Below are 20,074 nucleotides of genomic sequence, written 5' to 3' on the forward strand. Positions count from 1 at the left end.
CAAAGTCTGAAATATATTAATTTAAAAACCAGAATCACATATGGCGTTATCAGGTTTATTCCGCAAGAAAACAGTACAGGATATTTTAAACCAAGTTGCAAAGAATGAAGCAGACGGTCATAATGCATTAGGAAAGCATTTAACAGCCAGAGATTTAACTGCATTTGGAATTGCAGCTATTATTGGTGCAGGAATTTTTAGCACCATCGGAAAAGCAAGTGCCGATGGCGGACCAGCTGTTATTTTTCTGTTTTTATTTACCGCATTAGCCTGTAGTTTTGCTGCTTTTGCTTACGCCGAATTTGCTTCAATGGTTCCGGTTTCGGGAAGTGCTTATACCTATTCTTATGTTGCTTTTGGCGAATTAATTGCCTGGATAATAGGTTGGGCGCTAATTATGGAATATGCCGTAGGAAATATAACGGTAGCCATATCCTGGAGTGATTATTTTACCGGATTGCTCCAAAGCCGCGGAGTTAATTTGCCCCAATGGATTCAGATGGATTATTTAACCGCTTCAAACGGTTTTAAAGATGCAATGGCCCTGATGCAGGGAGGCAAAACCTTTGAAAATTTAGATTCAGGATTACAGGCAGCTTATATGGCCTGGACTACAGCGCCAACAATTGGTTCTTTCCATTTTGTTGCTGATTTGCCAGCCTTGTTTATTATTGTATTAATTACCGCTTTGGTGTATCGCGGAATGAAGGAATCACGTAACGCTAGTAACTTAATGGTTGTAGTGAAACTTTGTATTGTACTTTTAGTAATTGCTGTTGGAGTTTTTTATGTGGATACGACCAATTGGAATCCATTCGCGCCAAATGGTGTTAGCGGAGTTTTAAAAGGAGTTTCTGCTGTTTTCTTTGCTTACATAGGTTTTGATGCGATTTCAACAACCGCAGAGGAATGTAAAAACCCACAGCGTGATTTACCACGCGGGATGATGTGGGCAATTATTATTTGTACTATCTTATACATTGCGATCGCATTGGTTTTAACCGGAATGGTCAAATACAACGAATTAAATGTTGGAGATCCTTTAGCATTTGTTTTTGAAAAATTAGATTTAAAATGGATGTCCGGAATTATTGCAGTAAGTGCTGTCATTGCAATGGCAAGTGTTTTACTGGTTTTCCAGATGGGTCAGCCTCGTATCTGGATGAGTATGAGCCGTGATGGTTTATTACCAAAGAAATTTTCTACAGTGCATCCAAAATTTAAAACACCTTCTTTTGCTACGATTGTAACGGGTTTTGTAGTTGCTGTTCCGGCTTTGTTTTTAAACCTGACTATGGTAACCGATTTATGCAGTATCGGAACCTTGTTTGCCTTTGTGCTGGTTTGCGCAGGCGTTTTGGTATTGCAGAATAAACCTGAAATTCCAAGGGGAAAATTCAAAACACCTTATGTAAATTCCAAATACATTCTGCCGGTTTTAATGATTGCAGGATTGTATTATGCTTTCGCTTTCAATAACAAAGCTACAATGGCTTTTATTAATAATGAAGCGCAGATTTACGATGCTACTTCTATAGTAACTTCTTTGGATAAAGAAGAAACGGTTAAAGTTTTCGATTATTTAAAAGCTATAGATGTCAATGATAAGACCACAGAAACTGCAGATTTAGAACATTTATTGGGGCAGTATGAGGACGATGAAGTAAAATATGCAGAAGTTGTAAAAGAATTGCCGATCAGGCATTCTTTAAAATACGAATCTGGTTTCAGTTTGTTCAAACATAAAATTCCAATGTGGATTTTCCTTTTTGTATTAGTTGGATTAGCCGTTTGGGCATTTAGGAAAAATTTATCTTTGATTCCGCTTTTAGGTTTAATCTGTTGTCTTTATATGATGGCGGAGTTGAGTGTGTGGAACTGGATTTACTTCACAATTTGGTTGTTAATCGGACTTTTGATTTATTTTACTTATAGCCGAAAAAATAGTAAGCTGAACTTTGTTGAGAAGTTGTAAGTTTGAATTTAAAATTATATTTGAAAATCCGTTCTTTATATTAATTTCAGAACGGATTTTTTTTTGCAACTGACTGAGGTAGGTTTATATGTTTTTTCAATTAGATTCTCCAGGGTTTGGCAAATTTAATTGTGAACAGGATCTAAGGTGTATCAGCTTAAATCTTTTTAAATCTGCGTTAAAAAAACTTTACGTAACCCATTACGACCTTACGTTAAAATTCATATCGATTCTCAATTCAAAACTAAAAAACATTAAATTTGATTTAAAATGAAAGTATAATAATGGAAACAAAAGAATTGAGACCTAAGCTTATAAAAGATTTTGGGAAATTCATTGAAGATGATTCGAAATTAGAAATTTTAGAAGATGTTTTTGATGTCATTAATCATGAGGAAAAAAAGTCAATAGTTTCCGATTCTCACTACGATGTAATTGCTGAAGAAAGAGAAAGATATATTTCTGGAGAAAATCAGTCAAGTTCCTGGGAAGAAGCTGAAAAACGTCTGAATGCTAAGTATGGCTTTTAGCATTACTATTTTACCGTTAGCAAAAAAAGAAATTGATGAATCTATTGCATTTTACGAAATCAAAAGTAAAGGTTTAGGGAAATAATTTCTAACTTATTTAAAATCTTATTTCAAGGTTTTAAAAACGAATCCAGAATTGTACGGAATAAAAAGGAATCCAGGTTATCGCGAATTAATATTGGTTAAGTTTCCATTTGTTATTATTCATGAAATTATTCAAAGTGAAGTAATTATTCATTCTGTTTTTCATACCTCAAGAAATCCTCAAAGAAAACCTGAGTTTTAACTTTAATAAAATTCACTAAATTTTCTTGCTAAAAATTTTTAACCTTTCGGGAATCAATTTACAGATTTTATAAATCCAAATTCATCAATCAAAAAATCAAAAAAGAATCACTTTCTTTTCGAAAATTAAAGAAATCATAACAAAAAACCTGAAGCTTTAAACTTTAAACAAAACTTTATTCCTTAATTTTGTAGCACTAAAAATAAAAAACAGAAAAACTATGAGTTCATTTGACGTAGTCATTATAGGTTCAGGTCCTGGCGGATATGTATCAGCAATTCGTTGCGCACAATTAGGTTTCAAAACTGCTATTGTAGAAAAATATAACTCTTTAGGCGGAACTTGCCTTAACGTAGGTTGTATTCCTTCAAAAGCATTATTATCATCTTCTCATCATTATGCAGAAATTGCTCATTTTGCAGATCACGGAATCGAAGTTTCCGGAGATGTAAAAATCAATTTAGAGAAAATGATCGCGCGCAAGCAAGCCGTTGTAGATCAAACTGTAGGAGGAATCAACTACTTAATGGATAAAAATAAAATTACTGTTTTCAATGGTTTAGGGTCTTTCATAGATGCGACTCACATTGCTGTTGCAAAAGCTGATGGAACATCTGAAACTATCGAAGCAAAATATACTGTAATTGCTACAGGATCAAAACCATCTTCTTTACCTTTCATTAAAATTGATAAAGAAAGAATCATCACTTCTACTGAAGCTTTGGCTTTAAAAGAAGTTCCAAAGCACTTAGTTATCATCGGTGGGGGAGTTATAGGAATCGAGCTTGGGCAAGTTTACTTGCGTTTAGGAGCTCAGGTTTCTGTAGTGGAATTCATGGACAGAATCATTCCGGGAATGGACGGAGCTCTTTCTAAAGAATTAACAAAAGTGTTGAAAAAACAAGGAATGAAATTCTACATTTCTCACAAAGTAAAATCGGTTGAAAGAAACGGCGATGCTGTAACAGTTCAAGCTGAAAATGCAAAAGGAGAAACTATCACTCTTGAAGGAGATTATTCATTAGTTTCTGTTGGTCGTCGTCCTTATACAGACGGATTAAATGCAGATAAAGCTGGAGTAAAAATTTCAGACAGAGGACAAGTTGAAGTAAACGATCATTTACAAACTAGTGTTCCAAATATCTACGCAATTGGTGATGTTGTCCGTGGAGCAATGTTAGCGCATAAAGCAGAAGAAGAAGGAGTAATGGTTGCTGAAATTTTAGCAGGTCAAAAACCACACATCGATTATAACTTGATTCCTGGTGTAGTTTATACCTGGCCGGAAGTTGCAGCAGTTGGACAAACTGAAGAGCAATTGAAAGCAGCTGGAGTGAAATACAAATCAGGAAGTTTTCCATTCAAAGCATTAGGACGTGCAAGAGCAAGTGCTGACTTAGACGGATTCGTGAAAATCCTTGCTGATGAGAAAACAGATGAGGTTTTGGGAGTTCACATGATTGGAGCACGTACAGCAGATTTAATTGCTGAAGCGGTTACTGCAATGGAATTTAAAGCGTCTGCTGAGGATATTTCAAGAATGAGCCACGCGCACCCAACTTTCGCGGAAGCGGTAAAAGAAGCAGCATTGGCAGCGACAGAAAACAGAGCTTTACACGTATAATTTTTTACGTAAAATATATTTCAAAACCGTCAGAATTTTATTTTGACGGTTTTTTGTTTTTTAACATGTAAGACCTATAAAAAATTCTGTAAAATGATTTTCTTTTTTAGATGTTATCTTTGATTAATTTTAAATGCCAACATCATGAAAAATAAATATATAGTTCCAGTTTTGCTTGGAGTAGGAATCGCTTTTTTGCTTTATTCCTGTGGCTCAACTATTCCGGAAAAAGCAACTGCTGTCAATAATTTTAATAAAACAAAATATTTAGGAAAATGGTATGAAATTGCCAGACTGGATTTCAAATATGAGAAGGGTTTAAATAATGTAACTGCAGAATATTCCCTAAATGATAACGGAACGATAAAAGTAGATAACAAAGGGTATGAGGTTGAAAAAAATAAGTGGAAACAAAGTATTGGAAAAGCTAAATTCGTCGAAAAAGAAAATATAGGAATGCTGAAGGTTTCTTTTTTTTGTCCTTTTTATGCGGGATATAATGTAATTGCAGTTGACCAGGATTATAAATATGCTTTGGTTGCCGGAGAAAGTTTAAAATACATGTGGATACTTTCTAGAGAAACTACAATTCCTGAAAACATTAAAACGGCTTATTTAAAAAAAGCACAGGAAATTGGATATAAAACGTCTGATTTAGTCTGGGTAAAACACGACTAAGCAAGCTAAAAAATAAACCCGGCAGATTCTTAAAGTCTGTCGGGTTTGTATTTTAAATTTGAATCTAAATCATGGAGTAAAAACGCTTTTATAATTATCCCAGTATCTGTAAATCAAAAATAAGTTTCCTAAGAATAACAAACCTGCAATTGGCAAGCCTTCCGGTGCAAGAAAATAATTGATAAACAGAATATTTACTGTTATAGGTAAAATCAAAATATTGGCTAATGTTACGAAACGTCCCGTGACGAAAGCGATTCCGCAAAGTAATTCAATAGATTTTGCCAAAGGGAGTAGATAAGTTGAGGCAACCAGGCCTACATTAAAAGCTTTAAAATTTCCGGTAACTTCTGGCTCAGGAGCCAGCTTAAAGAAAAAGCTGATTGAAGCGAAAAGTAGCAAAAGGCCGATTAAAACGCGAACAATAATGGTAGCAATTTTCATAATACTTAGGATTTTTTAAGGTTAAAAAATATATATAAGCTATTGGAAAAGATGCAAACATAAATCTCAAATTAAAAACACTACATTGTTCCTGTGTTCTTTTTTGAGAATTTTATAATTAAACAATTGTGATTTTGAGATTTGTTTAATTGTATATCAAATATAACGAATTTTTTATTATGAAATGAAGATTAACTGTTGATTATTGTTTCTTAAGGTACTTCTTATAAAGGAAAAATCCCCCAATGCTTATTAAGATAAATGGCCAAAGATTAATAAAGAAAATCAAGATAGCCTGCAAGATGTACCAGCCGCTTTTTAAAGCATCAAGAATCTGGATACCTAAATTGGGTTTATAGGCAGCGCTGTCTTTTTCACTTGCAATAGTTTCCTGTCTGATGGTTTCATTCTGATAAAGCTGTAGAGTGATAGTACTGAAATTAATCTGGTCCTGTAACGATAAATTATCAATAGTACGATTATCGTTTGCTTCTTTTTGGTTTCCTAAAGTATTTTCGGCCTCCATAATGTCATTGATTTTTTTGCCCTTTTCATCAATTGCTTTTTCAACTCTTTTTTCGGTATTAGCACTTCTTTTTTGAGAAAGCTGATTGGATAATAATTTTAATGAAACATCATCAGCCTTGATTACCCTGAAATCAAGAAAATCAATTTGTTTGGCGATGGTTTTTATAACCGTATCGAGCTGTGTATTTGGAACGCGGATGGTAATGTTGTTTTCAACTGTGTATTTAGTAGTTTCAAGCGTGCTGTCCTGACTGATTTTGGTTTTAATCTGATTCTGTATAGTGCTTTGTAAATTGGTATAGGTAACAAATCCGCCAAATTTTTGGGTAGCATTTTCAATGGCATAAGTTGAGCTGACGACATTTTTAACCTTAAATTTGATATCTGCAGTTCGAATGAATTTCTGCTTGCTGTCTTTTTTTTCGACTGCTGCCGATGATGAAATAGAGGTGCCGGATAAAACAGCTGTGCTGTCGGTTGTTGCGTAATCTGCTGTTTCTTCAGCTGTAGTATCTGCTTTTTTACAGGAAAATAATACTGCGGTAACTACTAAGGTGGTCACGCCTAACTTTGCAATTGTTTTCATAAAGTTTTTAAAGTTGATTAATAAATTTTGTATAAAGGATATGTAATGTTCTAATCAAATAGCAGGAAAATTTTTAATAATGAATATTAATTCGATATACTAAAAAGTGTGCCAATATTTTTTTAAAGATTACTTTATTGAAGGAATTTTTTTGTCGTAATTTTGAAGTCTAAATCAATTCATTTTTGAGAGTTTCCATTCACAAGCATATTCCGGATCCGGAACAGTTTAAGCAGCAGCTTTTAAGTTGGTCACAACAATTTCGAGAGGTTATTTTTTTGGATAGCAATTCCTATCCGCAAGAATATTCCAGTTTCGATTGCTTGATGGCTGTTGATGCTTTTACATCATTAAAAACCGATTTCCATAATGCGTTTGAAGATTTAAAACAATATCAACAAATAACAAAAGACTGGCTTTTTGGTTACTTGTCTTATGATCTGAAAAATGATATTGAGTCTTTGAAGTCATCCAATTTTGACGGGCTGAATTTCCCGGATTTATTTTTCTTTCAGCCAAAAAAGATTTTTTTATTGAAAGAAAATCAGCTTGAAATCAGCTATTTGTTGCTTTGTGACGATGAGGTTGAAGAAGATTTTCAGGAAATTATTCAAAATAAAAATGACTCTTTTGAATCATTTGATAAAGTCGAAATACAACAGCGAATTTCAAAAGAATTGTATCTCGAAAAAGTAATAAAAATGCTGGAACACATTCATGCAGGTGATATGTACGAAGCTAATTTTTGTATGGAATTTTTTGCTGAGGATGCCATTATTAATCCACTGGAAAAATTTCAAAAACTGAATGAGATTTCAAAAGCGCCTTTTTCGGTTTTCTTTAAAAATAATAAACAATTTTTGCTTTCTGCTTCACCGGAACGTTATCTAAAAAAAACGGGAGATACCATTATTTCCCAGCCCATAAAAGGAACTTCAAAACGATTTTCAGATGTGAATCAGGATGAAGAGTCGAAACAAAGTCTTGAAAACGACGCTAAAGAACGTGCTGAGAATATCATGATTACTGATTTGGTTCGAAATGACTTATCACATACCGCACAAAAAGGTTCGGTAGAAGTTACGGAACTCTGTAAAATTTATTCCTTTTTGCAGGTACATCAAATGATTTCTACTGTAACTTCAAAATTAGATTCGCAATATTCTCCTGTAGATGTTTTAATAACAACTTTTCCAATGGGAAGTATGACTGGTGCTCCGAAGATTTCGGTAATGAAAATTATTGAAAATCTGGAAGAAACCAAACGAGGTTTGTATAGCGGTGCAGTAGGTTATTTTACTCCAGAAGGTGATTTTGATTTTAATGTTGTAATCAGAAGTATTTTGTATAATCAGGAAAATAAATATGTTTCGTTTTCTGTTGGAAGCGCTATCACAGCTCAGTCTGTTCCTGAAAAAGAATATGAAGAATGTTTGTTAAAGGCGAAAGCAATGTCTGAGGTTTTACAGTCTTTTTAGGTTATTGAAAAGAAAATTTAAAAGTGTTTACATATGAAATTAATTTTAAGAGCATATAATCTAAAGCTAAAACACACTTTTAGAATTTCAAGGAAATCTATCGATTTTCAGCCATCGATAATAGTGGAATTGCATGAAGATGGAGTCTTCGGATATGGTGAAGCAACTTCAAATCCGTATTATAATATTACAATTGATATTTTGCAGGCGGATATTGAAAAAATCCGTGCAATTATAGAAAAAACGTCTGGCGAAACTCCTGAAGAATTTTGGCTGAAAATAAATCCGTTTTTAAAGCACAATCCTTTTGCTTTATGTGCCCTGGATAATGCCTATAATGATTTGTATGCACGAAAAAAGGGTAAAAAACTGTATGAATTGTGGAATTATGATATTAGTAATAATCCATTAACGAATTATACCATTGGGATTGACAGTATTGCAAACATGGTCCTGAAAATGAAGGGATTTCCATGGCCGATTTACAAAATAAAGTTAGGTACTTCTGAGGATATTGCAATTGTAACTGAGTTACGAAAACATACAGATGCGGTTTTTAGGGTGGATGCGAATTGCGCCTGGACTGTTGATGAAACTCTGAAAAATGCTGTTGTTTTAAAGGATTTAGGTGTTGAATTTATTGAGCAGCCTTTGAAAGCAAATGATTGGGAAGGACATAAGGAAGTTTTTGAAAATTCTGTTTTGCCTGTGATAGCTGATGAAAGTTGTATCACAGAATCAGACGTTACAAAATGCCACAATCATTTTCATGGTGTAAATATAAAATTAATGAAATGCGGAGGAATAACCCCGGGAAGAAGAATGATTACTGAAGCTAAAAAGCTGGGACTAAAAACGATGGTGGGCTGTATGACAGAATCTACTGTTGGAATTTCAGCAATAGCACATTTGTTGCCGGAATTAGATTATGTTGACATGGATGGCTCGTTATTATTAGCAGAAGATATTGCGTCTGGTGTAACGATAAAGGATGGTAAGACATATTATCCGGACCGAACAGGAACTGGTGTGATTTTATTCTAATATTTCTTTTTAAAATAGTGTAACTTTGCAAAATAAAACTGAGGGAAAAACAAATAAAACTTTAAACCTCAAACCTGAAACAAAACAAAAAAATGACAAACAACGATATCTTAAAAAAACTTCGCGTGGCTTTGATGCTTCGTGATGATCAAATAGTTGAAATTTTAGAATTGGTAGATTTTAGAATTTCAAAATCAGAATTAGGTGCTTTTTTCAGAGCTGAAGATCATCCTAATTATATGGAATGCGGTGATCAGGTTTTGCGTAACTTTTTAAACGGACTGGTTATTCATTTGAGAGGAACGAAAGAAAATCCGAAAAACCCGAATGATGTCTTAGCGAAACATAAAGCTGAAATTCCAAAGAAAGATAATGCGAAAGACAGGCCTGAATTTAAGGTAAGTCCAAAAGACAGCGAAAGAGGGAGAGGAGATCAAAGTCCTTCGAAATCTGGTTCGGCTGCTAAAAAGCCTAAAAAGAAAGAATTCCCAAAAGGTAATGGGAAAATACAAGTTGTAGAAAAAGTAGTTTACAAAAACGGTAAGAATAAGAAATAATTAACCGCAAGAGTGCAAAGGTTTACGTAAAGTTCGCAAAGTTATATGATATACCTTTGCGAACTTTGTGTTTATAATCGTAGTAGTGAGAAAAAAAATATTGCGTGCTTTGCGGTTAAAAAAAAATCCACTCCGCAAAACGGAATGGATTTTCAATATAAATTAATTTCTTATTTGATTAAGAAAGAGCGGCTTTAACCTGATCAGCAGCTTCCTGGAATTGAACAGCTGATAAAATTGGCATACCAGAGTTGTCAATTAATTCTTTTGCAATTTCAGCATTTGTTCCTTGCAAACGAACAATGATTGGCACATTGATAGCGTCTCCCATGTTTTTGTAAGCGTCAACAACACCCTGAGCAACACGGTCACAACGAACGATTCCTCCAAAGATGTTAATTAAGATCGCTTTTACGTTTGGATCTTTCAAGATGATACGGAAAGCTGTTTCCACACGCTTAGCATCAGCAGTTCCTCCTACGTCAAGGAAGTTAGCAGGTTCGAAACCAGCGTATTTAATTAAGTCCATAGTTGCCATTGCAAGACCTGCACCGTTTACCATACATCCTACAGTACCGTCAAGGTCAACATAGTTTAGACCAACTTCTTTAGCTTCAACTTCGATTGGGTTCTCCTCACGAATATCACGCATTTCAGCATATTTTGGTTGTCTGTACAAAGCGTTATCATCGATATTTACTTTAGCATCAACAGCCATAATTTTGTTGTCAGATGTTTTTAAAACCGGGTTGATTTCAAACATAGAAGCATCAGAACCAATGTAAGCATTGTATAAAGCATCGATGAATTTCACCATTTCTTTAAAAGCATTTCCGGAAAGACCTAAATTAAAAGCAATTCTTCTAGCCTGGAAACCTTGTAAACCTACAGAAGGATCAACTTCTTCAGTAAAAATTAAGTGTGGTGTGTGTTCAGCAACTTCTTCGATATCCATTCCACCTTCAGTAGAATACATGATCATATTGCGACCTGTAGCTCTATTCAATAAAACAGAAACATAAAATTCAGAAGTTTCACTTTCACCAGGATAGTAAACATCTTCAGCTACTAAAACTTTGTTTACTTTTTTACCCTCAGCAGAAGTTTGAGGTGTAATTAACTGCATTCCGATGATTTGTCCTGCAATTTCTTCAACTTGCTGTAAGTTTTTAGCAAGTTTAACTCCACCACCTTTTCCACGACCACCTGCGTGAATTTGTGCTTTAATTACATGCCATCCTGTTCCGGTTTCAGCAGTTAATTGTTTTGCAGCAGCAACAGCTTCAACCGCATTGTTAGCTACAATTCCGCGTTGAATGCGTACTCCGTAACTCGCTAGAATTTCTTTTCCTTGATATTCGTGTATGTTCATAATATAGAATTTGTCTGGTTCTGAATTTATTTCAGAATAAAAGTGCGACAAAAGTAGCAAAATTGAACTAAAAACTAAAATCTTTTTTAATTAATAATAAACCAATCTTACTTTGTTAAATTAATTTAATTAAAGTCAAAAAAAGATTAAGCCAAAATATCTTTATTGTTAATTCTAAACCACTATATCGTTTTAGAATTAACATAAAAGCAACGTATTTTAAGAGCTAATTGTTGATTTTTCTTAATATAATTTAAAACCGATTGTGATTTTGGCAATTCACAATGGGTTCTATAATATTATTATCATTTAAGAACCCTTTTTCTAATATTCCTATAAAAATATAAGGCAAAGTATAATTTTGGTACATTATATTTAATGAAATCTTTATTTTTGTAAAAAAAAAATATCAAGAATGAAACTAAAAGAACAAGGCCTTTATTTGCCAGAATTCGAGCATGAAAACTGCGGAGCTGGTTTTATCTGCAATCTTAAAGGAGAAAAGACAAACCAAATTATTCATGACGCTCTTGAGATTCTAGTTAAGCTGGAACACAGAGGTGGAGTGAGTGCTGATGGAAAAACAGGGGATGGAGCTGGACTTTTAATTGATATTCCTCATGATTATTTCAAGAGGATATGTGATTTTGAATTGCCTGCTGCACGTGAGTATGCTGTTGGAATGGTATTTTTACCAAAAATTAAGAATCAATACGATTTTTGTAAAGAGGTTTTTGAAAAAGAAATAAAAGCGCAGGGACTTTCTGTTTTAGGATGGAGAGAAGTACCGGTTGACTCTTCTCAGCTGGGAGAAATTGCTTTGGCATCAGAACCAACTATCGAGCAAATCTTTATTGGAAAAAACGAAGCTATTGAAGATGCTGTTTTTAAAGCGAAATTATATGCAGCGCGTAAAATTACAGAGCATAGCATCAGACATTCCAAAATATCCCAAAGCTCGTATTTTTATCTTCCAAGTTTATCTACTACGACTATAATATATAAAGGTATTATTATGCCTGAAGATATTGGTCCATACTATACTGATTTACAACAAACGGATTTAGTAACACGTTTGGCTTTAGTTCACCAGCGTTTTTCTACTAATACAATGCCTACGTGGGAATTGGCCCAGCCATTCAGATACATGTGTCAAAATGGTGAGATCAATACTTTGCGTGGTAACGTGAGCAGAATGCGTGTTCGTGAGGAAATTATGAAAAGCGAGGTTTTCGGACCACAAATCGATAAATTATTCCCAATCATTTTACCAGGAAAATCAGATTCAGCTTCTATGGATATGGTGGTGGAATTGTTAACACATACCGGAAGATCATTACCTGAAGTAATGATGATGATGATTCCTGAGGCATGGGAAAAACACAAAACAATGTCTCCTGAAAGAAAAGCATTCTATGAGTACAATGCTTGTATTATGGAGCCATGGGATGGTCCTGCCTCTGTGCCGTTTTCAGATGGGGATTATGTAGGGGCATTGTTAGATCGTAACGGACTAAGACCTTCAAGATATACAGTTACAAAAAGCGGTAAATTAATAATGGCTTCTGAAATTGGAGTCGTTGAAGTACCGGCAGAAGACGTTGAAAGTCATGGTAGATTAGAGCCTGGTAAAATGTTCCTTGTGGATATGAATGAAGGGCGTATTATCAATGACGAAGAAATCAAAAGCAAAATTGTTTCTGAAAGACCTTATCAGGAATGGTTGGATCAATACAGATTACACTTAAGAGATGTTCCTGAAACATCAGATGTTTGCCCGGTTGAAACTAGTGATCTGCCTACAAGAGAGCGTCTTTTTAATTATACTTTAGAAGATATTCAGGATGTAATTACGCCAATGGCCCAGACAGGTAAAGAAGCGTTGGGTTCAATGGGAATTGATACGCCTCTTGCTGTATTATCAGACAGACCACAGTTGATTCCTAATTATTTCAAACAATTATTCGCTCAGGTGACGAATCCGCCTTTGGATGGTATCCGTGAAGAAATTGTTACGGATATTGCTTTGAACTTAGGTCAGGACCGTAATATTTTTGATATTACAAGTAAGCAGTGTCGTAAATTAAGAATCCAGAATCCGGTTATTTCTAACGGTGACTTAGAAAAAATCAGAACTATTTCTATCGATAACTTCAAAGCAGAAACCTTTAAAATTTTATATCCTAAAGCAGAGGGTATGAACGGTTTAGAAAATGCTTTGGATGCTATTATTGTACAAATTACAAAAGCGGTAGAAAGAGGAACAAATATTATTATTCTTTCTGACAGAGGGGTGAATAAAGAGTTTGCTCCAATCCCGGCTTTATTGGCTTGTTCCTATGTAAATCATCAGATGAACCGTTTGCGTAAGCGTTCTTATTTTGATATTATCATGGAATCTGCAGAGCCTCGTGAACCACATCATTTTGCTACATTATTCGGATACGGTGCAAGTGCAATCAATCCTTACATGGTAAATGAAATCATTCGTGTTCAGGTTCAGGAAGGATTTATTACCGGAATTTCAGAACAAAAAGCGGTTGATAATTTCAATAAAGCAATTGGTTCAGGAATTTTGAAAATTATGAATAAAATCGGAATCTCAACTTTACATTCGTACAGAGGTTCTCAGATTTTTGAAATTGTTGGATTCAATTCTAAATTCGTTGAAAAATATTTCCCATATACCACTTCAAGAATTGAGGGTATCGGATTATACGAAATCGAAAAAGAAATTACAGAAAGATATAAATATGCTTATCCTGATAAACTAATTCCAAGCAGATTAGGTTTAAATATTGGAGGAGAATACAGATGGAGACGTAACGGAGAAAGACACTTGTTTAATCCTACAACCATTGCAAAATTACAGCAGGCAGTTCGATTGAGTGATCAGGACAGTTATGATGTGTATTCAAACACAATCAACGATCAGGCTAAGAGTTTAATGACGATTCGTGGATTATTTGAATTTGATAATTTAAATCCAATTCCATTAGAAGAAGTAGAGCCTTGGACAGAAATTGTAAAACGCTTTAAAACGGGTGCAATGTCTTACGGATCGATTTCAAGAGAAGCACACGAAAATTTAGCCATTGCAATGAACCGTATTGGAGGAAAATCCAATTCAGGTGAAGGTGGGGAAGACAGAAAACGTTTCCAGCCGGATATCAATGGAGACAGCCGTAACTCGGCTATCAAACAGGTTGCTTCCGGACGTTTTGGGGTTACTTCTCACTATCTGACAAATGCAAAAGAAATTCAGATTAAAATGGCTCAGGGTGCTAAACCTGGAGAAGGTGGTCAGTTGCCTGGAGAAAAAGTATTGCCATGGATTGCAGAAGCACGTAACTCAACTCCTTTTGTAGGATTGATTTCGCCTCCGCCACACCACGATATTTACTCCATTGAAGATTTGGCACAATTGATCTTCGACCTGAAAAATGCGAACAGAGAAGCCCGTATCAATGTGAAACTGGTTTCTGAAGTAGGTGTCGGTACAATTGCTGCCGGTGTTGCTAAAGCAAAAGCAGATGTTGTTTTAATTGCAGGTTATGACGGAGGAACAGGAGCTTCTCCTTTAACATCATTAAAACACGCAGGTCTTCCTTGGGAACTTGGATTAGCAGAAGCACAGCAGACATTAGTGTTAAATAACTTAAGAAGCAGAATTGTTGTGGAGTGTGACGGTCAGTTAAAAACAGGACGAGACGTTGCTATAGCTGCTTTATTAGGAGCTGAAGAATTTGGTTTCGCAACTGCACCTCTTGTAGCTTCAGGCTGTATTATGATGCGTAAGTGTCACCTGAATACTTGTCCTGTCGGAATTGCTACTCAGGATAAAGAGTTGCGTAAAAATTTCAAAGGAACTCCGGAACACGTTATTAATTTCTTCTACTATGTTGCAGAAGAATTAAGAGGTATTATGGCTCAGTTAGGTTTCAGAACGTTAGCTGAAATGGTAGGTCAGACAGATAAAATCAATTCAAACAAAGCTATTGAGCATTATAAAGCGAAAGGATTAGATTTGTCTTCAATACTGCACAGACCAGATGCTTACAAGAAAATGCCGATCCGTAATACGGAAAAGCAAGATCATGGATTAGAGGGAGTACTGGATTTCCAAATCCTTAGAGATTCTCACCGTGCTTTGTACAGAAAAGAAAAAATGACTTTATCATACCCAATTAACAACATTAATCGTTCTGTTGGTGCTATTGTAAGTAATGAGATTTCTAAAATATACGGTCACCTTGGATTACCTGAGGATACCTTAAATGTTAATTTTACAGGTTCTGCAGGTCAGAGTTTAGGCGCTTTTAGTGCTCATGGACTAACATTTACTGTAGAAGGAAATACAAACGATTATTTAGGTAAAGGTTTATCCGGAGCTAAATTAATCATCAAAAAGCCTGCAAAAGCAACTTTTGTAGCTGAGAATAATATCATTGTTGGAAACGTTTGTTTATTTGGTGCAATCGAAGGAGAAGCTTACATTAACGGTATAGCCGGAGAGCGATTTGCAGTACGTAATTCTGGAGCGATTGCTGTAGTGGAAGGTGTTGGAGATCATGGTTGTGAGTACATGACCGGAGGTAAAGTTGTAGTACTTGGAAACACAGGGCGTAACTTTGCAGCAGGTATGAGCGGTGGTATCGCTTATGTCTATGATCCTGAACACAAATTTAAAAACGGATTGTGTAATACGGAAACAATCGAATTTGAAACGGTTGAAGGCGATGATGCTGACGAATTAAGAAATTTGATCGAAAGACACGTTCAGTACACGAACAGTACAAGAGGTACAGCATTATTAAACGATTGGGCAGGAAGCTTAGACAATTTTGTAAAAGTGATGCCTACAGAGTACAAAAAAGCGTTGAAACGTCTGGAAACAGAAGAACAAATGGTAGAAGAATTAACAGCATAATACAATGGGAAAAGTAACAGGTTTTAAAGAATTCGAAAGACAAGACGAATCATATATAGAAGTTAAAGAACGTGTAACGAATTATAATGAATTTACGATTCCTTTGAGTGAAGCTGAAATTACTACTCAGGGTTCTCGTTGCATGGATTGTGGTATACCTTTTTGTCACAGTGGTTGCCCTCTTGGGAATTTGATTCCCGATTTTAATCACATGGTGTATCAGGAAGAATGGCAAAAAGCCTCATGGATTTTGCATTCAACCAATAACTTTCCTGAATTTACAGGACGTTTATGTCCGGCACCATGCGAAAAAGCATGCGTGTTAGGGCTTATTGAAGAGCCAATTTCTATCGAAAATATAGAGAAAAATATTGTGGAGCGTGCTTTCAGAGAAGGATGGATCAAGCCACAGCCGCCAAAAGTAAGAACTGGTAAAACAGTTGCGGTGGTAGGATCAGGTCCTGCTGGTTTAGCAGCAGCTCAGCAATTAAACAGGGCAGGTCATACTGTTACTGTTTTCGAAAGAGACAATGCAATTGGAGGTTTATTGCGTTACGGAATTCCAAATTTCAAATTAGAAAAAGGAATTATCGACAGACGTATCACTATTTTAGAGGCAGAAGGAATTACCTTTAAAGTAAACACAAATGTTGGTGTAAACTATTCAGTTGAAGATTTAAAAGCATTCGATTCAATCGTACTTTGTGGAGGTGCTACAGAAAGAAGAGGTTTGCCAACTCCTGGAGCTGATGCTGACGGTGTGGTTCAGGCAATGGATTTCTTGACCCAGCAGACTAAAGTAGTTTTTGGGGAAAAAATTGAAAATCAGGTATTGGCTACCGGAAAAGATGTAATTGTAATTGGTGGTGGTGATACAGGTTCTGACTGTGTTGGAACATCAAACCGTCAGGGCGCAAAATCGGTAACGAATTTTGAGATTATGCCAAAGCCGCCAGTTGGAAGAAGTGCTTCAACTCCTTGGCCTTACTGGCCATTGCAGTTAAAAACATCTACTTCTCACAAAGAAGGCTGTGAAAGAGACTGGTTAATCAATACAAAAGAATTTATCAAAGACGAAAGTGGTAAATTAATCGCTTTGAAAACAGTAAAAGTAGAATGGAAAATGGTTCCGGGTCAGCGTCCTGAATTACTTGAAGTAGAAGGTTCTGAACAAGTTTGGCCTTGCGACTTAGCTTTACTGGCACTTGGATTTACAGGACCTGAAAAAACATTAAGTGAGCAATTAGGACTTGAAGTTGATTTCAGAAGCAACTATAAAGCAAATAATTATCAGACAAATGTCCCTAATATATTCACAGCAGGGGATATGAGAAGAGGACAGTCATTGATCGTATGGGCTATCTCTGAAGGAAGGGAAGCTGCTCGTCAGGTGGATATTTACTTAATGGGCAAATCTGATTTACCTACAAAAGAAGGTGGAGATTTACCGGGAGTATAATAATTATGCAATAAAATTTTTAAACGGCTGTCAATATTGATGGCCGTTTTGCTTTTTAATGTTTACTTTTCACAAATTCTCAAAATGTTTTAAATTTAAATAAATTTCACAGATAGTTTAAAAAACAAACAATTTGTTATAATTTGTTATTTTTCTGTAAATTATTTGCTGGTAGATAAAAGAGTAATAAATTTGCTCAAAATAAGTTTAAAAATGCAAGCAAAAGATTTACTGCAGTTAGCAGACCAATTTGGAAGTCCATTGTATGTTTACGATGCTGAAAAAATCCAATCTCAGTACAACAGGTTAACTAAAGCTTTCTCTAAGGTGGAGAAATTAAGAGTTAATTATGCCATGAAGGCATTGTCTAACATTGCGATTCTTCAGTTATTAAAGAACATGGGGTCTGGTTTAGATACTGTATCGATTCAGGAAGTTTTATTAGGACTTCATGCTGGCTATGACCCTGACAAAATTTTCTTTACACCAAACGGCGTTTCTCTTGAAGAAATCGAAGAAGTGGCCGCAATGGGTGTACAAATCAATATTGATAATTTATCAATTTTAGAGCAATTCGGAACGAAATATCCTCAAATTCCAGTTTGTATTCGTATCAATCCGCACGTAATGGCGGGTGGAAATGCTAATATTTCTGTTGGTCATATCGATAGTAAATTCGGAATCTCTGTGCACCAGTTGCCGCATTTATTGCGAATTGTAGAGAACACCAAAATGAATATCGTGGGGATTCACATGCACACGGGATCTGATATTTTAGATATCGAAGTATTCCTGTATGCTGCTGAAATCTTGTTTGACACCGCTAAAAATTTCAAAAACCTGGAGTTTTTAGATTTCGGAAGTGGATTCAAAGTACCATACAAAAAAGACGATATCGAAACAGACATCGAAGAGTTAGGTAAAAAATTATCTAAAAGATTCAACGCTTTCTGTACAGAATACGGTAAAGACCTAACGTTGATTTTCGAACCGGGGAAATTCCTTGTGAGTGAAGCAGGTTTCTTCTTAGCAAAAGTAAACGTAGTAAAACAAACGACTTCAACAGTTTTTGCAGGAATCGACAGTGGTTTCAACCATTTAATTCGTCCCATGTTTTACGGATCTTCACACCATATCGAAAACATCTCGAACCCGAAAGGAAAAGAGCGTTTTTACTCTGTGGTAGGATACATTTGTGAAACCGATACTTTTGCCAATAACCGCAGAATCCCTGAAATTACGGAAGGTGATGTTTTAGCGTTCAGAAACGCAGGAGCATATTGTTTCTCCATGTCTTCTAACTACAACTCCAGATACAAACCAGCTGAAGTTTTATGGATGAACGGTCAGGGAATCCTGATTCGCCAAGCCGAAACATTTGAAGATTTACTTAAAAATCAAATTCCGTTGCCAGTAGAAGCAACAGTTTAAAAATAAAAAAAAAAGAGAATATCTATTGAATCCCGTTTCTTAATTGAGGCGGGATTTTTTGTTTTTAGATTTTAGATTATTCCAAGCTTCAGCCCAATCTTGTCATCCTGACGAAGGAAGGATCTTAGCAAAGTAGCCACAAAGCATAGCAACTTGAAACTTGAAACCTGAAACTTTTTTTCTTTGGGCGTGTCCCTCCGGGTCGGGCTTTCGGCTATATCTTTTATTCCGCTCCGCTTCATAAAAGGATACCGCCTCTATCCCTCACGCTGGTGGTTTCATGAGCGTCATTTGTAATTTAATTTTTAAAAACACGTATAAATACTTGGTGTTAGATTTTTAATTATTATTACACTTGCTGGAAATGAAGTTAAATAGATTATGGATTTCCGTAAAGTTTGTAATGATAAAAATGAAACATTTGTTGAATTATTGAATTTCAAATAAACTAAGAACAACAACATTATGAAAAAAACATTAACCATTGTATTAATCCTGTTTTATATTATTTCATACTCTCAAAAAGAAAATGTAGAATCTTCAACAAGACAATTTATAGATAAGGCGCAATTTACCAGAATTAATAAAGATTGGAATACTACAGCAGAATTTAAATCCGGAATTGGTGAAGTGGTAAATTTCTATCCTATTGAGGTTATTGATTTAAAAGCAGGAACCAAAGTAAATGCTTTGCAAGTAGACATGTATATTAAAAATCCTGATACATATAAGACAGCCTGGATTGGAATCGATGAAATTGAAGAATTTATAAATTTTGTAGAAGATAATGTTATTCCAAACCTTGATTTAAAGCTAAAAGACAAATCATCAGAATTTATTTTCAAGGCAAAAGAAATGACTATGTATTATTTTGTTAATGAAAGAACCAGAAGAATAAGTATAAAATTAAATAGTTATGATAATGACAAAATTTTGAATTATACTTTCTGGACTGAAACACAAGTCGATAAGATTCCTAAGCTATTGACTGTTTTAAAGAAAATTAAATAAAATGTTACCCGCTAAGCATTCTATGATAAAAAACAATTAAAAAGTGTTAAAATTTAAGATGCAAATTTATAGGTGTTTATGTATTCTGTTTCTCGATTAATAACTGCGAATATCCTGCTTATAAGTTTGCATCTAATATTG

The 20,074-nt window shown here is 35.0% G+C and carries 14 protein-coding genes; 11 read left to right on the forward strand and 3 right to left on the reverse strand.

Going from position 1 to position 20,074, the window contains the following annotated elements; all coding sequences use genetic code 11:
- The first annotated feature begins 40 nt into the window (after window positions 1-40).
- The 4 genes from K8B81_RS18810 to K8B81_RS18825 all read left to right on the forward strand — a co-directional run bounded on the left by K8B81_RS18810 (window position 41) and on the right by K8B81_RS18825 (window position 5,093).
- Window positions 41-1,975, forward strand: coding sequence for an amino acid permease (locus K8B81_RS18810; protein WP_223683092.1), 1,935 nt, complete (start codon window positions 41-43; stop codon window positions 1,973-1,975).
- A gap of 284 nt (window positions 1,976-2,259) precedes the next feature.
- A complete protein-coding gene (locus K8B81_RS18815; protein ID WP_223683093.1) occupies window positions 2,260-2,505 on the forward strand; it encodes a hypothetical protein in 246 nt (81 codons plus the stop codon).
- Between the two features lie 506 nt (window positions 2,506-3,011).
- Window positions 3,012-4,415 carry a dihydrolipoyl dehydrogenase gene (lpdA, locus tag K8B81_RS18820; protein WP_223683094.1) on the forward strand — a complete coding sequence of 468 codons (1,404 nt, stop codon included), beginning with the start codon at window positions 3,012-3,014 and terminating at the stop codon, window positions 4,413-4,415.
- A gap of 144 nt (window positions 4,416-4,559) precedes the next feature.
- Window positions 4,560-5,093: a lipocalin family protein gene (locus K8B81_RS18825; protein WP_223683095.1), complete on the forward strand. Its 534-nt coding sequence runs from the start codon at window positions 4,560-4,562 to the stop codon at window positions 5,091-5,093.
- 69 nt (window positions 5,094-5,162) lie between these two features.
- Here K8B81_RS18825 and K8B81_RS18830 read toward each other — a convergent pair whose 3' ends face one another.
- Both K8B81_RS18830 and K8B81_RS18835 read right to left on the reverse strand, forming a co-directional pair.
- Entirely contained in the window at window positions 5,163-5,537 is a 375-nt protein-coding gene (locus tag K8B81_RS18830; protein ID WP_163395983.1) for a DoxX family membrane protein, read from the reverse strand.
- 202 nt (window positions 5,538-5,739) lie between these two features.
- Window positions 5,740-6,651 carry a DUF4349 domain-containing protein gene (locus K8B81_RS18835; protein ID WP_223683096.1) on the reverse strand — a complete coding sequence of 304 codons (912 nt, stop codon included), beginning with the start codon at window positions 6,649-6,651 and terminating at the stop codon, window positions 5,740-5,742.
- A 185-nt stretch (window positions 6,652-6,836) separates the two neighbouring features.
- On the opposite strand from K8B81_RS18835, the gene K8B81_RS18840 reads away from it, so the two are divergent.
- From K8B81_RS18840 to K8B81_RS18850, 3 genes are all read left to right on the forward strand, one after another.
- Window positions 6,837-8,129 (forward strand): anthranilate synthase component I family protein, encoded by a 1,293-nt coding sequence (locus K8B81_RS18840; RefSeq protein ID WP_223683097.1) that lies wholly within the window; start codon window positions 6,837-6,839, stop codon window positions 8,127-8,129.
- A gap of 33 nt (window positions 8,130-8,162) precedes the next feature.
- Window positions 8,163-9,173 carry a dipeptide epimerase gene (locus K8B81_RS18845; RefSeq protein WP_223683098.1) on the forward strand — a complete coding sequence of 337 codons (1,011 nt, stop codon included), beginning with the start codon at window positions 8,163-8,165 and terminating at the stop codon, window positions 9,171-9,173.
- 92 nt (window positions 9,174-9,265) lie between these two features.
- Window positions 9,266-9,730 (forward strand): DUF1456 family protein, encoded by a 465-nt coding sequence (locus tag K8B81_RS18850; protein WP_223683099.1) that lies wholly within the window; start codon window positions 9,266-9,268, stop codon window positions 9,728-9,730.
- A 178-nt stretch (window positions 9,731-9,908) separates the two neighbouring features.
- Here K8B81_RS18850 and sucC read toward each other — a convergent pair whose 3' ends face one another.
- Window positions 9,909-11,102, reverse strand: a complete 1,194-nt coding sequence (gene sucC / locus K8B81_RS18855) for an ADP-forming succinate--CoA ligase subunit beta (RefSeq protein WP_031453708.1) — start codon at window positions 11,100-11,102, stop codon at window positions 9,909-9,911.
- 415 nt (window positions 11,103-11,517) lie between these two features.
- Here sucC and gltB point away from each other — a divergent pair, with 415 nt between their 5' ends.
- The 4 genes from gltB (at window position 11,518) to K8B81_RS18875 (ending at window position 19,933) form a co-directional block, all read left to right on the forward strand.
- Window positions 11,518-16,032: a glutamate synthase large subunit gene (gene gltB / locus K8B81_RS18860; protein WP_223683100.1), complete on the forward strand. Its 4,515-nt coding sequence runs from the start codon at window positions 11,518-11,520 to the stop codon at window positions 16,030-16,032.
- Window positions 16,033-16,036: 4 nt separating this feature from the next.
- Window positions 16,037-17,491, forward strand: coding sequence for a glutamate synthase subunit beta (locus K8B81_RS18865; protein ID WP_223683101.1), 1,455 nt, complete (start codon window positions 16,037-16,039; stop codon window positions 17,489-17,491).
- A gap of 213 nt (window positions 17,492-17,704) precedes the next feature.
- Window positions 17,705-18,922 carry a diaminopimelate decarboxylase gene (gene lysA, locus K8B81_RS18870; RefSeq protein WP_223683102.1) on the forward strand — a complete coding sequence of 406 codons (1,218 nt, stop codon included), beginning with the start codon at window positions 17,705-17,707 and terminating at the stop codon, window positions 18,920-18,922.
- A gap of 465 nt (window positions 18,923-19,387) precedes the next feature.
- On the forward strand, window positions 19,388-19,933 hold the full coding sequence (locus tag K8B81_RS18875) for a hypothetical protein (protein ID WP_223683103.1): 546 nt from the start codon (window positions 19,388-19,390) through the stop codon (window positions 19,931-19,933).
- Window positions 19,934-20,074 lie beyond the last annotated feature (141 nt).

It is taken from the genome of Flavobacterium hibisci (genome assembly GCF_020026925.1).
Classification (GTDB): domain Bacteria; phylum Bacteroidota; class Bacteroidia; order Flavobacteriales; family Flavobacteriaceae; genus Flavobacterium; species Flavobacterium hibisci.

Coding starts and splice junctions, on each gene's coding strand:
- K8B81_RS18810 (WP_223683092.1), top strand. CDS start 41: ATGGCGTTATCAGGTTTATTCCGCAAGAAAACAGTACAGGATATTTTA.
- K8B81_RS18815 (WP_223683093.1), top strand. CDS start 2,260: ATGGAAACAAAAGAATTGAGACCTAAGCTTATAAAAGATTTTGGGAAA.
- lpdA (WP_223683094.1), top strand. CDS start 3,012: ATGAGTTCATTTGACGTAGTCATTATAGGTTCAGGTCCTGGCGGATAT.
- K8B81_RS18825 (WP_223683095.1), top strand. CDS start 4,560: ATGAAAAATAAATATATAGTTCCAGTTTTGCTTGGAGTAGGAATCGCT.
- K8B81_RS18830 (WP_163395983.1), bottom strand. CDS start 5,537: ATGAAAATTGCTACCATTATTGTTCGCGTTTTAATCGGCCTTTTGCTA.
- K8B81_RS18835 (WP_223683096.1), bottom strand. CDS start 6,651: ATGAAAACAATTGCAAAGTTAGGCGTGACCACCTTAGTAGTTACCGCA.
- K8B81_RS18845 (WP_223683098.1), top strand. CDS start 8,163: ATGAAATTAATTTTAAGAGCATATAATCTAAAGCTAAAACACACTTTT.
- K8B81_RS18850 (WP_223683099.1), top strand. CDS start 9,266: ATGACAAACAACGATATCTTAAAAAAACTTCGCGTGGCTTTGATGCTT.
- sucC (WP_031453708.1), bottom strand. CDS start 11,102: ATGAACATACACGAATATCAAGGAAAAGAAATTCTAGCGAGTTACGGA.
- gltB (WP_223683100.1), top strand. CDS start 11,518: ATGAAACTAAAAGAACAAGGCCTTTATTTGCCAGAATTCGAGCATGAA.
- K8B81_RS18865 (WP_223683101.1), top strand. CDS start 16,037: ATGGGAAAAGTAACAGGTTTTAAAGAATTCGAAAGACAAGACGAATCA.
- lysA (WP_223683102.1), top strand. CDS start 17,705: ATGCAAGCAAAAGATTTACTGCAGTTAGCAGACCAATTTGGAAGTCCA.
- K8B81_RS18875 (WP_223683103.1), top strand. CDS start 19,388: ATGAAAAAAACATTAACCATTGTATTAATCCTGTTTTATATTATTTCA.